Origin of the sequence: Pedobacter insulae (genome assembly GCF_900113525.1) — a bacterium.
Lineage (GTDB): Bacteria > Bacteroidota > Bacteroidia > Sphingobacteriales > Sphingobacteriaceae > Pedobacter > Pedobacter insulae.
Map to the genome: position 1 here is coordinate 23,081 of NZ_FOPP01000011.1, position 16,695 is coordinate 39,775.

General features: G+C 38.5%; 13 protein-coding genes. 6 read left to right on the forward strand and 7 right to left on the reverse strand.

All coding sequences use genetic code 11. From position 1 onward, the window contains the following. The 5 genes from BM207_RS16235 (at position 1) to BM207_RS16255 (ending at position 9,644) form a co-directional block, all read left to right on the forward strand. Positions 1-2,637, forward strand: a complete 2,637-nt coding sequence (locus BM207_RS16235; protein WP_090996766.1) for an outer membrane beta-barrel protein — start codon at positions 1-3, stop codon at positions 2,635-2,637. 24 nt (positions 2,638-2,661) lie between these two features. Continuing rightward, positions 2,662-5,127: a TonB-dependent receptor gene (locus BM207_RS16240; RefSeq protein WP_090996768.1), complete on the forward strand. Its 2,466-nt coding sequence runs from the start codon at positions 2,662-2,664 to the stop codon at positions 5,125-5,127. Between the two features lie 111 nt (positions 5,128-5,238). Next, entirely contained in the window at positions 5,239-6,510 is a 1,272-nt protein-coding gene (locus BM207_RS16245; protein ID WP_090996771.1) for an Hsp70 family protein, read from the forward strand. Positions 6,511-6,659: 149 nt separating this feature from the next. Next, positions 6,660-9,107, forward strand: coding sequence for a TonB-dependent receptor domain-containing protein (locus tag BM207_RS16250; protein WP_090996774.1), 2,448 nt, complete (start codon positions 6,660-6,662; stop codon positions 9,105-9,107). 39 nt (positions 9,108-9,146) lie between these two features. Beyond that, a complete protein-coding gene (locus tag BM207_RS16255; RefSeq protein ID WP_090996776.1) occupies positions 9,147-9,644 on the forward strand; it encodes a MarR family winged helix-turn-helix transcriptional regulator in 498 nt (165 codons plus the stop codon). Here BM207_RS16255 and BM207_RS16260 read toward each other — a convergent pair. The 5 genes from BM207_RS16260 to BM207_RS16280 are packed head-to-tail and all read right to left on the reverse strand — an operon-like array spanning position 9,641 to position 13,958. Beyond that, on the reverse strand, positions 9,641-9,994 hold the full coding sequence (locus tag BM207_RS16260) for a response regulator (RefSeq protein WP_090996779.1): 354 nt from the start codon (positions 9,992-9,994) through the stop codon (positions 9,641-9,643). The two genes, BM207_RS16255 and BM207_RS16260, sit on opposite strands and share 4 nt — an antisense overlap. Positions 9,995-9,999: 5 nt before the next feature. Beyond that, positions 10,000-10,185, reverse strand: a complete 186-nt coding sequence (locus tag BM207_RS16265; protein ID WP_090996782.1) for a hypothetical protein — start codon at positions 10,183-10,185, stop codon at positions 10,000-10,002. Positions 10,186-10,196: 11 nt separating this feature from the next. Further along, on the reverse strand, positions 10,197-11,090 hold the full coding sequence (locus BM207_RS16270) for a glucose 1-dehydrogenase (RefSeq protein ID WP_090996787.1): 894 nt from the start codon (positions 11,088-11,090) through the stop codon (positions 10,197-10,199). A gap of 51 nt (positions 11,091-11,141) precedes the next feature. Next, entirely contained in the window at positions 11,142-12,452 is a 1,311-nt protein-coding gene (gene xylA, locus BM207_RS16275; RefSeq protein ID WP_090996790.1) for a xylose isomerase, read from the reverse strand. A gap of 21 nt (positions 12,453-12,473) precedes the next feature. Further along, a complete protein-coding gene (locus BM207_RS16280) occupies positions 12,474-13,958 on the reverse strand; it encodes a xylulokinase (RefSeq protein ID WP_090996793.1) in 1,485 nt (494 codons plus the stop codon). A gap of 119 nt (positions 13,959-14,077) precedes the next feature. On the opposite strand from BM207_RS16280, the gene BM207_RS16285 reads away from it, so the two are divergent. Continuing rightward, entirely contained in the window at positions 14,078-15,124 is a 1,047-nt protein-coding gene (locus BM207_RS16285; protein ID WP_090996796.1) for a LacI family DNA-binding transcriptional regulator, read from the forward strand. On the opposite strand, the gene BM207_RS16290 is transcribed toward BM207_RS16285, so the two are convergent. After that, on the reverse strand, positions 15,113-15,475 hold the full coding sequence (locus BM207_RS16290) for a response regulator (RefSeq protein ID WP_090996799.1): 363 nt from the start codon (positions 15,473-15,475) through the stop codon (positions 15,113-15,115). The two genes, BM207_RS16285 and BM207_RS16290, sit on opposite strands and share 12 nt — an antisense overlap. A gap of 75 nt (positions 15,476-15,550) precedes the next feature. Continuing rightward, entirely contained in the window at positions 15,551-16,642 is a 1,092-nt protein-coding gene (locus BM207_RS16295) for a fatty acid desaturase family protein (RefSeq protein ID WP_090996802.1), read from the reverse strand. Positions 16,643-16,695 lie beyond the last annotated feature (53 nt).

The window sequence follows — 16,695 nt, forward strand, 5'->3', positions numbered from 1 at the left end:
ATGAAAAGATGTTTATTGACAATGGTATTGCTTTTCAGCTATCAAATACTAAGCGCACAGGATCGTAAGTTGACTTTAAATCTAAACAATCAATCAATACACTCATTTTTTAAAGAGATAGAAAATAAATGCGGTTATACTTTTGTGTATAGCAACGAAGTTATTTCTGATTCGATGACTGTGTCCCTTAACGTGGTTCGTATGCCTGTTGCACAAGTACTCGCAAATATACTTCCGGAGAAAAAGCTTGCGTATAGGATGGTATCTGATAGGTTAATTGCAATAGGTAGCAAAAAACAGTCTGAAGGAGAAAACATTTCGCAATCAAAAACATCGTTCAATGGCGTTATTGTTGACCAAACCGGGAAAGGTATTCCATTTGCATCGGTAAGCCTCTTCGAATCCAGTACCTTGGTAACCGGCACAATCAGCACTGAAATTGGAAATTACCAACTTTCGCATTCCTTTGAAAAACAACATGCTTATAGGTTAAAGGTTTCGTCTATTGGTTATGAAGTATTGGAGCTTAATTTTATCTATCCAGATACAACTGCACTTAAACGTGTGGTCATGACTGAAGACAGGCAGACATTAAAAGCCGTGAGTGTTATTAGCGAGAAGCCTTTGGTAGAAAGAAGAACTGATCGGTTTATTGTAAACGTAGAGGGGAGTTTTTTAGAAGTGGGGAACAACGGGCTCGAAGTACTTCAAAAATCTCCTGGAATATGGGTAAGTGGGGATGGTTCAATTAAAATAAAAGGAAACCAATCTGTGATGGTGATGATTAATAATGTAGTTCAGCGAATGTCTGAGGGGGATCTAGCCGAATATTTACGCACTTTAAGATCGGAAGACATCGCTAAGATCGAGATTATTTCTAGCCCTCCGTCTGAGTTTGAGGCAGCCGGCTCTGGAGGTATCATCCATATTGTACTAAAGAAGACGCGGAAGGATGGTCTTGTAGGTCTAATGTCTAGTCAGTACAGACAGCAGGAAAACCGTCCGGCTTGGTCTTCTGGAATCTCCTTAAATTATAAGCTTAAAAGCTTGTACTTGTCAGGTAATATATCTGGTGGTAAAGAAGAGAGCGACTATATTGCAAGTACAAAAATTAATTACCCCAACGAAGATTTTTATGCCAGTAATACTGATAGATATAATAACAATGGGAGATTAATGTATCGGGTTAGCGCTGCTTATGACCTCGGTAGAAATCAATCTCTGAGTTTTCAATCTGTACAGAATGAGAGCAAAATGAACCAATATTTCGATACTTACATCTCCTTTCAGGGAGGACAACCCCTTACAGGACAAGCGCGGTCGGAATGGTTCAGAAAGCCCTCTCTTCATTCGTCGACACTCAATTACTTGCTTAAAACGGACAGTCTTGGTTCAGAATTAAAGATGATTGCCGATTACGTATACAGCACCCGAACAGAGTTGAATAATTTTAGTTCAGTATATAGTTTTACACCGAAAAACTCAACTTATCGTAATAATACACCCAATAAGACTAATCTTTATAGCTTGCAAACTGATTACACCAAAGTGTTTGGTGAAGCACTTTCTTTTAAGACAGGACTTAAATTTGTAGCCACTAAAAGAGATAATGAAGTTCTAAATGAAAATTTAATAGAGGGAACCTGGCAGATAAACCCCAAATTAAGTAATCGTTTTATTTATAACGAAAAATTATCAATGGCCTATGCATCATTGGAAAAAACTTGGGGTAAGCTGAGCGCTAAAGTCGGACTTAGGGCGGAGTATACTGATATGGAAGGTAACTCTCTTACGGAGAATTCAAAGTTTAACAGGGATTATCTGGGACTTTTCCCCTCACTTTTCGTTAATCAAAAGTTGAATGAGAAAAATGGTAGTGCGCTCTATTTAAGTTATTCGAGAAGATTACAAAGACCAGGCTTTGCAGATCTAAATCCTTATCGATTACAGTTTGATGATTATTTGACCCAGTTGGGAAATCCAGCCCTGACGCCAGAGTACATGCACAAACTTGAAGTTGGGACAGTTTTTTGGAAGGGCTTCTCCGCAGATATATATTATGCCCTCACATTAGATAAAATTGCCCAACTGGCAAATCCAGTGGGAAATGTAATTGAATACCAAACCCGGAATTTTAGTAATAGCAAAGAATACGGGTTTTCATTTAATGCTCCGCTTAAAATTTTTAAATGGTGGACAACAAATACTTCGTTAGCAGGATATAACCTTAGCTATAATTTAACAAATTATCGTATAAGCCAAACTACATTTTATGCAAGATCGTACCATGTTTTCACTTTAAAAAACTTCCTGGATTTGGACGCCGGATTAGATTATCGTTCGCCATTTGTACGGGCAAACACAAAAATTGCCTATCAACTTTATACGGATTTTGGAGCCTCTAAAAAATTGTTAAATAAGAGTTTAACAATACGTTTTTATGTGGCAGATTTGCTGAACACAGCCAGGGAAAAAGATTTTACAGAATTTGGCGATACAAGAATTGATTTTTATCAAAAGAGACCAACCAGGAATTTTAGCTTGTCAGTGAGTTATAATTTCAGCTCGGGTAAAAAATTTAATGCCAAAAAGATAGAGCAGAGTAATGATGAAGAAAAACGTAGGATAGGAAATTAATTAACATTTGAACTAATTACCGATATGAATAAGTTTATTGTGCTAGTTATACTGATGTTAAATGCGATACTAACAAGGGCACAAGATCGTAAAATAGCAGATACAACGTTAGTTTCCACGGATGCGGTGCGGTTGTCTGGTTTCGCCGTTGATCTAGATGGTAAAACAATACCTTTTGCCACCATTTCACTTCTGCAAGATTCAGTACAGGTAGGGGGCACTATAGCGAACGAACATGGAAGCTTTACGCTAGCATATGATTTGCTGGCAAATCAGCCATATACTTTGAGACTCTCCTCGTTGGGTTACGAAGGTGTAAGCATTGGTTTTTCTCGAGTCGCTCTTAAATCTGACCCAATAGACTTCGGCAAAGTTAAGCTAAAACCAACCACTAAGCAACTTAAGGAGGTTAATGTAAATAATGGTCAGCAAGTGATAGAAATGGACGGTGGAAATATCGTGTTTAATGTTTCCAAGAGCATTAATGCCCAGGGATTGAATGCTCTTGAATTATTAGGCAGGGCGCCGGGAGTTGTGGTAGGTAATGATAACAGTGTCTCCTTAAATGGCAAGCCTGGCACAACCATACTAATCGATGGAAAGCAAACTTACCTCTCATCTAGGGAAACTGCAGAGATACTAAGGTCTATGTCATCATCAAATATCAAATCGATAGAGATAATAAGTAGTCCGAGCGCAAAATATGATGCTGCAGGAACTGCTGGGATTATTAATGTGAAGACCTTGAAGTCGCTTATACAGGGATTTAGCGCCGGCTTTACTACGGGTTTGAGTTATGGAGTATACCTCAGAAATAATCAGGATTTATCGCTTACTTATAGGAAAAATCGCTTTAATATATATGGCAACTATAGTCACTTTTTAGGTAATTTTTCCTATCTCTACGGAGCTGACAGGATTCAAGGGGACAAGTTCTTCAATAGCTTCACAGATGATATAGATAAGAGAAAAAAAATGGGATCTAGATTAGGAGCCGATTTTTCAATTGATAAAAATCAAACCATCGGCCTATTATTAAATGGGAATTTTATTTTTGGAGGAGGGATTACCGATACCAATACGGAAATAGGCGATGCGCAAAACATGCAAATTGATCAGCGACTTATTGCAATAAACGATTACTATTATCAGCAAACACAACGCTATAATGTTAATCTAAACTATAAATATGAAGATACGTTGGGAAGGATAATTAACATTGATGCAGATTATGGTGATTTTACTAAAGGTGCAAAAAACCTACAATCAAACAAATACCTAGCGGTTAATAACGTGGTTTTAAGCGATAATCTTTATCGTTCATTAAATGGAATTGATATTGGTTTAAAGGCTATAAAATTGGATTATACCACAAATCTATGGAAAGGAAAACTGGAAACAGGAACCAAATATTCGTCAGTATCTACGAAAAATGACTCCAGGTTTTTGACCGTAGAAACAGATGGCGAATTCCTAGATCCTTCGAGGTCCAATCAGTTCACTTATGTGGAAAAAATTGCCAGCGCCTATGTCAATTATACTAAAAGCATGCAAAAATGGCAACTTTATGGCGGATTAAGAGTAGAGCATTCTTCTTCCCTCGGTGCGTTAGCAGTGATTTCCGAAATATCTGGTAATGCAAAATCAATCACCAGAAATTATACAAACTTATTTCCTTTCTTTTCTGCTAACTTAAAACTTACCGCAGCTCATCATTTTTCTTTGACCTACTCCAGGAGGATTGATCGTCCTGCCTACCAAAACCTCAATCCATTTATCTATTTATTGGATGAACTTTCTTATTGGCAGGGAAATCCTTTTTTGCAACCCCAATTGAGTAATAGGGGTTTACTCCAGTATCTTTATAAAAGCTCAACTATTTTGGGACTTAGTTATACTTATACTGATAACTTTAGTGTGGAAGTTACCGATACGGTTGACCAGGCTAGCATAGTAATGGTTCCCCGTAACCTTGGTGTGCAACAACATATGGCTTTAAGCCTAACTCAAATGCTGCGTCCAGCTAAATGGTGGAATGTAACCTTTAATAGTACATTGTTCCGTCTTTTCAATGACATAGATTTTGGAGGAGATAGAAAACTTGATCCTAAACAAAATGCGCTTCGAATGAATCTGCAACAGACTTTTAAGTTGCCGTATCAACTCACGGCCGAGGTAATAGGTACATATAATTCGAAGAGATTAACCGGAGCAAATCAATTCTCAAGAGCAAATAGTTCGGTAGATTTAGGGCTGCAACGAAATTTTATGGCAGGAAAAGCTAGTTTAAGGCTGGTGTTTAGTGATGTGTATAAGGGGAGCAAGGCAAAGTCGGTACAAAGTATAGGGAAACTGTATATTCAAAATTACAGCTACTTCGAAACCAGGCAGCTAAGGTTCAATTTTAGTTATAGGTTCGCATCCGGTAATGCAAAGGGGCCACGGAGCAGGAGCTCGGCACTTGAAAACGAAAACGGCAGAATCAAATGAGAAATCCCTAGCATTTATCATAAGGGTATTTGATAGAGAATTTTTTTCTTAAGTTATTTTTTTATACTTTCGCCGCCCCACTAATTTTTTATCGTTCTACCTCGGCTTATCATGAAGAAATTTTTATATGGAATTGACTTTGGAACAACCAATTCAGCATTGGCAATTTATGACGAGGATTCGAACCAAATCCACAGTACAATCATTATCCCTTCCCTCATTTACTTTTATCACCAACTAAATACTGGAGCAGAGAAAAGTTACGTGGTAGGCGAGGAGGCTATTACAGCTTACCTAGCTGATGGAATGAGAGGGAGATTTATTAAATCAATTAAACAGATCTTATCAAGAAGTAGCTTTACCGAAACCAGAATTCATCATAAAAGGTATAATGCCTCAGATCTGGTGGCCATTATTTTAAAGGAATTAAAAGAGCGAGCAGATAAATTAGTGGGACAGGATTGTGGCAAAGCCATTATTGGCAGACCTGTTTTTTTTGATGATGATAATGTACAGAAAGATACACTGGCTCAAACCCGGCTAAATAAAGCGGCCCAACTTGCGGGATTTAAAGAGATTCGATTTCAATTTGAGCCAATTGGAGCAGCTTTTTCCTACGAAAAAACACTGGTAAAAAAGGAAAAGGTACTGGTTGCCGATTTAGGGGGAGGAACAACAGATTTCACTTATTTAGTGCTAGATCCCGCAAAAGTTGGAAGTCTGGACCGCAAGGACGACATGATGGCAACTGGCGGCATATATGTAGGAGGCGATAGTTTTGATTCGGCCTTTATGTGGGAGAAAGGGACACCATATTTCGGAAAGCATACTACTTATGAAGCGACTCCGGGGAAAGTTTTAACTGTGCCGAAGTCTCTTTTCGCAAACATTTGCTCATGGGATCAGATGAATTTTTTTAACGGACTACGCATTAAAAAAGACATAGAAGATTACTATTACTTTTCTGGTAAAGACATTAAATTCAAAAACCTAATTACATTAATTGATCATAACTTGGGTTATTCGATATTCCAATCCATTGAAAAAACGAAGATTACGCTTTCAGATGCTAAGGTTTCAAATTTTAGCTATCATCAAATGGGTATCGAAATTGAAGAAGAAATTACATTGCAGGACTACGAACAAATCATCAAGAAAGATGTAGATCGAATAGCTGCTTATCTAAACCAATTTATGTCACAGCATGGCATTGGCGAGGAGGATGTCGATAGCCTCTTCCTAACCGGCGGAACTTCTATGGTAGCCAGCATTCAAAAGTTATTCAAGGATAAGTTCCCTCATATAAGCCTAAACTCCGGCGACAATTTTAAAAGTGTAGCCAAAGGCTTAGCTTACAGTGGATACCTATTCCATAGTAAATAAATGTAAGTGCTTACATAATTAACAATTTTTAACAATAGTTTTAAACGAGTTGTCTTACATTTGCTTTTATTATTAAATAAAATGGTGTAACATTTATAAAAAAATTGCGTCATATTTATAATAAAACCCACAAATAAACTATTTAAGTCATGAAGTATAATAAGAAATTTTTGTTTTTATTTGTCTTTTTAATTTATGTAAGTTCTTACGTAAATTACGCAAAGGCTCAGGATAAACCAGTATTCTCTTTAAAAGGGAGCTTAACAGCGGCTCAGAATCCCAAGTTTGATGAAGTGACTGTTCATTTGCTCAATGCAAGTGATAAAAAGCTCATTAAATTGGAATATTCCACGCCAGATGGGGCTTTTGTTTTTGAAAAAATCCCGGAAGGCAGTTATCTGCTAGTAATACAAAGCATGAACTTTGTAAAGTACGAGTCGCCGGTAATTTCGTTGGATAAAGATTTAGCATTAAGCCCGATTAATTTACAGGTAACATCCAAAAGCTTAAAGGAAGTTAGTGTAACAGCAACAAAACCATTTGTGCAGCAGCTGTTTGACAAAACTGTCATCAATGTAAGCAGCTCCATTTCGGCAGTTGGCAATACCGCTTTAGAAGTATTAGCCAAAGCACCGGGTATCACAATCGATCAGAATGATAACATTTCCATGCGCGGAAAACAAGGGGTATTGGTCATGATTGACGGGAAGCAAGTGCCCATGTCAGGACAGGATTTAGCGAATATGCTTAAAAACATGCAGGCTACCCAGATTGAAAAAATTGATTTGGTAACCAATCCTTCTGCCAAATATGATGCTGCAGGCAATGCCGGGATCATTGATATTCGCTTAAAGAAAGGGACTAACGTTGGTACAAATGCCAATGTAACGATGAGTTTCGGACAAGGGAAATATGCAAAAACGAATCCTAGTGTAAACTTTAATCATCGTACCAAGGTTGCTAATGTATTTGGTTCCTATAACTACGGCTTCAATCAGAACTTCAATAAGCTTGATATCCTGAGGGACTTTTATTCTCCTACTAATCAATTACTGGGAAGCAATAACTACAATAACTATTTTAAGTTTCAATTCGACAATCATAATGCGAGAGTGGGGAGTGATTTTTATGTGAATAAAAATATTGTTGTCGGTTTTTCAGCCAACGGAAGCTATAATAAAGGCGAAATAAGCACAGATAGCCATGCAAACTCTTTCAATGGTCAGTCGCAAAGTACGGGAACATTTAATACAGTAGGTACTAACACTCCGTCTAGAAGTAACAATAGCCTTAATTTAAATTACAGACATACCATAGATACTACCGGGAAAGAACTTTCTGCTGATTTTGATTATGCTCGTTTTGCTTCGAATGAAACGCAGCAAAATTTAACAAATTATTTAAATACTGGTGGTACACAAGCAAAGGCGCCCTATCAATTACTAGGCAATTTGGGGGGAGTACTGAGTATAAAATCATTTAAGGTCGATTATCAACAGCAAATTAAATCTCTTAACACAAAAATAGAACTTGGAGTTAAAAGCAGCTGGGTAACATCAGATAATGACGTGCAGTTCTATGATCAAAGTAATGGTGGTGCTGTACTAGATGTTGCAAAAAGCAATCATTTTATATATGACGAGAACATTAATGCTGCTTATTTGAATGCGAATCGTTCCTGGAAGAAATTTAGTTTGCAATTGGGACTACGGTTAGAAAATACCAACGCTAATGGTCTGCAAGTAACCGATAAAAGCACTTTCGATAGAAATTATACGCAATTATTTCCAAGTGGTTATGTGGGATATAAATTTACCGAAAATAGCGATCTAGGACTTTCACTGAGCAAAAGAATTAACCGGCCTTCCTATCGCCAATTAAATCCCTTTAAAGTTTTCTTAGATCCATTAACCTATTCAACGGGTAATCCTTATCTTAAACCTGAGTTAAGTAATTCGTTTGAGTTAACTCATACCTATAAACAAAGGTACATTACCAAGTTAGGATATAGTAAAACAACAGATAACATATTGACGGTTCTTTCGCCAGATGAGCAGCCTAATTCTGTTATTCAAACGAATAGGAACTTAGCAGAATTTGATTATTATAACCTTAGCTTCGGTTTTCCGGTCAGTGTAGGGAAATGGCTAACAAGTACCACTAATGCTTTAACCTACTATGGAAAGTATAAAGGTAATTTGGCCAATACCGATCTGGATGCGAGCCGCGTAAGTTTTAACCTGAATTCGAACAATGTAATTAAATTTAACCCCACTACCACCGCTGAAATAACCGGTACTTATCAAAGTAGATCTTTTTATGGACCGTTGGATATTAAAGCTAACTGGGGACTGACATTAGGTTTACAAAAACAACTGTTAGACAAAAAAGCTTCGCTGAGGTTAAGCGTAAGTGATGTTTTTTACACGCAAAAGGTTGATGCATATACCTTGTTAAATGGGTATGGTGAACAATTTTACCAGAGCAGGGACAGTCGCGTAGCAACCCTTAGCTTTAGTTACCGATTTGGCCGATCGCAGGTGGCAAGTTCAAAAAGAACAGGTGCGGCCGATGAGGAAAAGAGAAGAGCAGGTTAAATCAAGCTAATTTTTCTAACTTAGGTAAAAAAATAATTGATGGATTTAGTGAACGAATTGGCAGAACTAGCTATTGCTACCCGTTTAAAAAGATTAAGCGAAAGGCTTTCTAATGATGTAAGTAAGATTTATAAAGAATCAGACGTTGATTTTGAGGCCCGGTGGTTTCTGATCTTATCCATTTTGGAGAAAGAGAAACTACTGGCCATCACCGAAATAGCAGACTATTTACAACTTAGTCATCCTGCCATCATCCAGCTTGTACAAGAACTAGAGAAGAAAAAATTAATTAAGGCGTCAGTTGATAAAAAAGACGGAAGGAAAAGAATGGTTTCCCTTACCGCAATGGGAAAAAAAACGTTAGCACAAATTGAACCGGTTTTAAGGAGCATCAAGGCCGAAAACAAGAAATGGATTGATTCTGCTAGCGCTAATATTCTGGATATTTTAACTGAACTAGAGCAATCATTAACAGATCAAAGCATGTATCATCGCATTAAGCTAAATATTTTGCAACAAAAGCCTGGCTCCTGTTAAATAAATTTCTTAATAGTTCTTTCTAATTCCCATAAATCATATGGTTTTTGAATGTAGGCATCGCAATGAGAATCGCGCAGTAGTATGCTTGAAATTCTGCTCGCGGAAAAAAGAATTACCGGAATATGCTTAGTTCGGTAATCTTCTTTGAGCTCTTTACAGATTGTGAAGCCATCTTTATAGGGTAAACCATAATCTATTAGAAATAAATCTGGTAAATAATTAGCCAAATGATGCGAAAGTTGCTCGGGGTTACTAATTAATTGTACACTAAAATTGATAGAAAGTGCAGAGTCAAGTACATCCAATATAGATGAATCATCATCAACAATTAAGATCGTTTTTTCCATTAAGCCTATTTATCTTTTTTGCTTTTGTCTTTATTAAAGGCCTGATCTTCCCATGCTCCATTCTCATTAGGCTCACTGCCCGATTGGGCATATTTCGGTGAATTTCCCTCACCGTTTTGGTCGAAAGTAGCTTTGCCTTTTGCATCGCCGGATTGTTTCGGTTTTTCTTTTTTATCGCGTTGATTGTTCATAGTCTATAAAATTAAATGGTGATTCTTCCACCAGTCACTGGAATAGTAGCTCCAGCTACATAACTGGCCTCATCACTCGCTAAAAATACAAATGCGGGCGCCACCTCGGCTGGCTGCCCAGGTCTACCCATTGGTGTGTCTTGTCCAAAGGTATCTGCATCAGGCATAGTTGAAGGAATTAACGGTGTCCAGATAGGGCCTGGTGCCACAGCATTTACCCTAATTCCTTTACCTGCCATCAGCAAGATTTGAGCAAGATTGGCCGTGAAATTTTGAATAGCGCCCTTCGTAGCCGCATAGGGTAATAAGCCTGGTGACGGCGAATAAGCATTTACAGAAGTTGTATTGATAATACTACTACCGGGTTTCATGTGAGGCTCAGCCGCTTTACTTAGGTAAAACATCGCATGAATATTGGTATCGAATGTTTTTACCCACTCGGCAGCAGAAATTTCTTCCATTGAATTTCTGGCCATTTGGAAGGCGGCATTGTTAACCAGGATATCTATTCTGCCAAATTCCTTAACCGTTTGTGTGATGATTTTTTTGCAATGGCTTTCTTTGCTAATATCACCTTTGATCAGCAATGCTTTTCTGCCCGCCGCTACTACGTGCTTTGCAGAATCCTTGGCGTCGGGTGTTTCTCTGTCACTCAAATAACTGATCACCACATCGGCACCTTCTCTTGCAAAAGCAATTGCAACCGCTTTGCCAATACCAGAATCGCCACCCGTGATAATTGCAACTTTATCTTTTAGCTTACCAAACCCTTGATAACTATCTTCACCATGATCGGCCAATGGCTTCATGTTTTTCTCTATCCCAGGTACTTTTTGCTTTTGCTTTGGGAATGGAGGTACAGGCTGCTTTTTATCAGGATGCTTAACGTTTTTTAATTTTCCCATAACTGTTTTCCTTAAATTGAAAACAGTTGGAGTCAGAAAATGTTTTATCCGTTAAATATATCTGTTTATTAAATTTTCAAGAAACTCTTGTTTCCCACTAATTGTTGCCGGCTCACCGTTGTTCGCAGCGTAATCTCTTAAGTCTGCCAGACTTAGTTTTCCCTGTTCAAATTCAGCCCCTTTGCCACTATCATAGGAGGCATATCTATCACTTCTGATTTTTCTATAATCAGACTTCTCCAAAATTGCATCTGCCGTAATAAGTGCTCGTGCGAAAAGATCCATCGCACCAATGTGGGCATAAAAAAGATCCGTTTGATCGGTAGAATTGCGACGGATTTTAGCATCAAAGTTAACTCCACCTCCCTGCAAACCGCCACCCTCCAGTATAATTAACATCGCTTCAGTTAATTCATTAATGTCATTCGGGAATTGATCAGTGTCCCAACCATTTTGATAATCACCACGATTAGCATCTATCGAGCCTAATAGTCCATTATCAACCGCAACTTGAAGCTCGTGCTGAAAAGTATGGCCAGCAAGTGTAGCGTGGTTAACTTCCAGGTTTAATTTAAAGTCGGCCATTAAATCATACTGCCGTAAGAAACTGATCACAGTTGCCGCGTCGTAATCATACTGATGTTTAGAAGGTTCGCATGGTTTAGGCTCAATTAAGAATGTGCCCGTAAACCCCTGCTTTCGTGCATAGTCTTTTGCAGTGTGTAAGAATTGAGCCAAATGTTCCTGTTCACGTTTCATGTTGGTGTTAAGTAAACTCATATAACCTTCTCTTCCGCCCCAAAAAACATAATTTTGGCCTCCAAGTTCAATCGTTGCATCTAGCGCTGCTTTAACTTGTGCAGCACCATGGGCCAAAACATGAAAGTCTGGATTAGTAGCAGCACCATTCATATAACGTTTATGGCTAAACAGATTTGCAGTTCCCCAGAGCAACTTTATCCCCGTTTGGGCTTGTTTTTGCTTTGCATAATCGACCAGGGTCTGCAGCCTGCGTTCGTTCTCTGCAATATTATCACCATAATCTACCACATCCACGTCATGGAAACAATAATAAGGAATTTGCATTTTATGCATAAATTCGAAAGCGGCATCCATTTTAGCTTTTGCCCTTTCGATCACGTCTTTTTTCACGTCCCAGGGAAAAAGATGCGTTGCGCCACCAAAAGGGTCGGCTCCATTGCCATTAAATGAGTGCCAGTAGGCACACGCAAATTTAAAATGGTCGGCCATCGTTTTACCGGCAATTACTTTGTTTGCTTCGTACCACCTAAAAGCAAGCGGATTATCGCTTGATAAACCCTCAAACTTTATTTGTTCAGTTCCTTTAAAATATTCTTCCATGATAAATTTATACGCTTTGAATTAATTTAATGTATTTAGCTTGCATTCGAGTAACTTTTTCCAGTTTTGATAAGGCTCTTCTATATTTTCTAAATTCGGCTCAATGAGCCTGATCGGTTTTTTATTGATAAATGCTTCTTCGGCCGACAGGTAAATCCCCGCGCCAATTCCCGCTCCAATGGCAGCGCCGTAACTGCCGTCATTTTCATAAAGTTCAACCGGTACGCCAGTGATGTTTACAAAAGACTGAGCAAAAATATCGCTTAAAAATAGGTTTGTTCTCCCGGCTCTAATAATAGAGGGTTTCATTCCATTTTCTTTTAAAATATCTAAACCATAACGAAAAGCAAAGGCGATCCCTTCTTGTACCGCTCTAAAAATATGTGCTTTGGTGTGTAAATTAAGGTCTATATGCTGCAAGTGCGCACCAATTATTTGATTGTTCAACATTCTCTCAGCTCCATTGCCAAACGGGAGTACAAGTAGCCCATCGCTTCCCGGAGCTATATTTTTTGCAGCATCATTCATTGTTGCATAGTCCATCTCGGCATCAAATAGACTTTTTGTCCACCTGTTCATACTACCTGTACCATTGATACAGAGTAACACGCCCAAACGTTGTTCCAATAAGCCATGATTAACATGGGCAAAGGTGTTTACTCTCGATTGTTTGTCGGCCAGCAATTGATCGGTAACTCCATAAATTACCCCAGACGTGCCAGCGGTTGCAGCAACTTCACCTGGCTTGGTCACATTGAGCGATAAAGCATTGTTAGGCTGGTCGCCCGCTTTGTAGGCCACTGTGATACCGGCTTTCAACCCTAGTGTATGGGCAATATTTGCGGTCAGGTGACCATGCTCGGAAAATACGGGCTTCACCGTTGGAATAAGTGATTCTGCAAAGCCAAAATAAGCCATGAGTTCCTTAGACAAAGAGTTGGTAGCGAAATCCCAAAATATTCCCTCCGATAGTGCCGAAATACTAGTGGTTATTTCCCCAGTGAGTTTCATAGCGATAAAATCTCCTGGTAACATGACCTTGGAAATCTTATTGTAAACTTCTGGTTCATTTTCTTTTACCCAGGCCAGTTTTGATGCAGTAAAATTTCCTGGCGAATTAAGGAGATGTGTTAAAGTAAATTCTTCTCCCAAATAAGCTGAGGCTTTTTCACCTACTTTAACAGCCCTGCTATCGCACCAAATAATGCTATTCCGCAAATTCTGCTGGTTTTTATCTACCATCACAAGTCCATGCATCTGGTAGGCTATGCCAATAGCGGAGATCGCTAAAGGGTCATATTTTTTTTGTGCATTACAAATTAAAATAGCTGTTTGTACATGCTCCCACCATAACTCAGGCGATTGCTCAGCCCAACCGTATTTCGGCGTAAAGATTTCACTTTCCGTTTCTGGGTATTGTGCGCTTGAAACTGTTAGACCAGATGCCGAGTCCACTACCGAAACCTTTATGGAGGATGTTCCTACATCAATACCTAATAATAACATATTCTTTTTAGCTATTTTCGTGTTTAATACAGCATTGTATCTGACGAAAATAAACAAATATTTTATATTCGCAATCGATTGCTTAGTAATTTATTAGTGTGCACCTGTAACCGTAGCCAGTGAAAAACCAAAAAAGAACCACGATTTATGATATTGCAAAGAAGCTCAACCTCAATGCTTCATCGGTTTCCCGTGCCTTAAGCAATAATAACAACGTTAGTGCAGCTACCCGGGAATTGGTATTGAAAACGGCAGCAGAATTAAATTATAAGCAAAATAGTTTAGCGTCTAACTTACGGAGAGGACACAATAAAACCATTGGGGTAATTGTCCCACATATTAATCAGAATTTCTTTGCAGATGTTATTGCAGGCCTGGAGGAAGTAACCTATCAACAAGGTTATAACCTCATTATTTGTCAATCAAATGAATCATATACAAGAGAGGTAGAAAGTGTAAATACGCTGATTAACCAACATGTAAGTTGCATAATCATCTCTGTAAGTGCCGATTTTGAAGATGATAGTCACCTAAGGAATATTTTAGCCCAGGGAATTCAACTGATCCAGTTTGATAGGGTAGCAGATAATCTGGAGACTTTCAAAGTTGTCAACGATAATGAGCGTGCTTCAATGGAAGCTGTTAGCCACTTAATAACACAGGGCTATCAAAGAATAGCTTTGCTGGAGGGACCACAGAATTTGAATATATTTAAACAAAGAAAAGATGGTTACATCGCTGCTTTAAAGAAGCATAATTTTGAAGTGCTGCCAGAACTGATGATAGAAAATGCATGGACAAAGGAATTGGGAGCCATAGCGACACGTAAACTGCTCAACATGCCGATGCCCCCAGATGCGATATTTGCTTCTACTTCAGATTTTTCTGCGTTAGGTGTGTTGGAGGTTGCTCATAAAATGGGTGTAATGGTGCCCGAGAAATTAGGTATTTGTGGTTATTCAAATGAGGCCTTTACAGAAATTACCACACCTTCTATTACCACTATCGATCAACATAGCGTGGACATGGGGAAAACTATTGCGAATTTGTTTTTCCAAGAAATGGGCTCCGAAAAAGAGGTGCGCCCTAAAATCGTTAATATTCAACCTAAATTAATCGTCAGATCGTCAACCCTTAAAAATAAGCTTGGTCGATCAGTTCGTTAAAACATTTGCGATTTTTTGTAACAAGGCATCAATTTCAAAAGGTTTAGCCAAAAAATCATCGGCTCCCGCAGTTTCGGCCGAGCGTTTCAGATCATTGCTCGCAGAGATTAGAATGACGGGGATATGCATGGTCCTTTCATCATTTTTCAACTTTTGACAAAGCTCCCTGCCGTCTGATCCAGACATCCATATATCGAGGATGTAAACATGTGGTAATTCGGCTTGGGTGAGTACTGTATTGCCGTTTAAAGTAGTACTTACTTCATAGCCTTCCATTTCGAGTACCATAGACACAGCATCTAATATTCCAGGATCATCGTCGGCAACTGTGATTCTCTTTTGTTTATTCATCTTGTGTTAGTCCCAAAAAATTTGGGGGACTTAACTTAAAATTAAAAAAAATATGATAACGACAAAGATAAGAACTTATTTTGCAGTATATGCCTCTTTACCTAATTTTCGCAACATACGGTAATGGGAGCCTAAAGCACTGAGAAAGGTGGGGCTTTCTATGTAAGGTAAATTGAATTCAAATGCGGTTTCCTTAACAATTTTTCCAATCGCCGGATAATGGATATGACAGATTTTCGGAAATAAATGGTGCTCAACTTGTCTGTTTAGACCTCCGCAGAAAAAACCGGCAAGTTTACTATCCACTGCAAAATTCGCCGTAGTCATCATTTGATGGGCAGCCCATGCTTCCTCGATATTTCCTTCATCATTTGGGTGCGGGAAACTGGTTCCCTCAACAACATGTGCAAGCTGAAAAACTAAACCTAGCACTAGGCCTTGGGCAAACTGCATAGCTAAGAAGCCAATTATAAACTGCCACCAGGTGATGTCTAAAACTATAAGGGGCAAAATGATGAATAAGAAATAATACAAAAATTTGAAGAAGAAGAGATTAAAATATTCAATTTTGGGATGATTTGTTGCCTGGGAACCAATCTTTGATTGAAAGAATTTTTTGTAGTCTTTTCTGAAAACCCAGGACAGCATCGCCAAACTGTATAGCCCAAAAGCATACACATGCTGATAGCGTTGTATTTTATTGACTGGTTCTTTTTCGCAAAAACGAATTAAGCCAGGCGCTACGTCTATGTCTTCATCATGACCTGAAATGTTGGTATAAGTATGATGTACAATGTTATGGCAAATACTCCATACGTAGGCACTTGCACCGATAAGACTAAATAAAAAACTGAACGATTGGTTAATCAACGGCTTATCAGAGAAAGCTTTATGTATCGCGTCATGGCAGATATTGAAACCAACAAAAGCTCCAAATACGCCCAATGCCATCGACATGACGAGCATCGCCAACGGACTAAAATGACCCAATAGAATCATGACATACAAAACAATGAATGTCCCTAAAAAAAACAGGGCTTTAAACCACATGGCACCATTGGCATGAATGCTCAAATTTTGATCATCAAAATGTGCATCCACACGCTTACGCACCGTGGCATAAAAGGTAGACTTATTGGTATTGGTGAACTTGACTTTCTTTGTCATACTTTGAGAGAGCGTGATTTAGGCGGTTTTATAAGTTACTAATGTACTTTAAT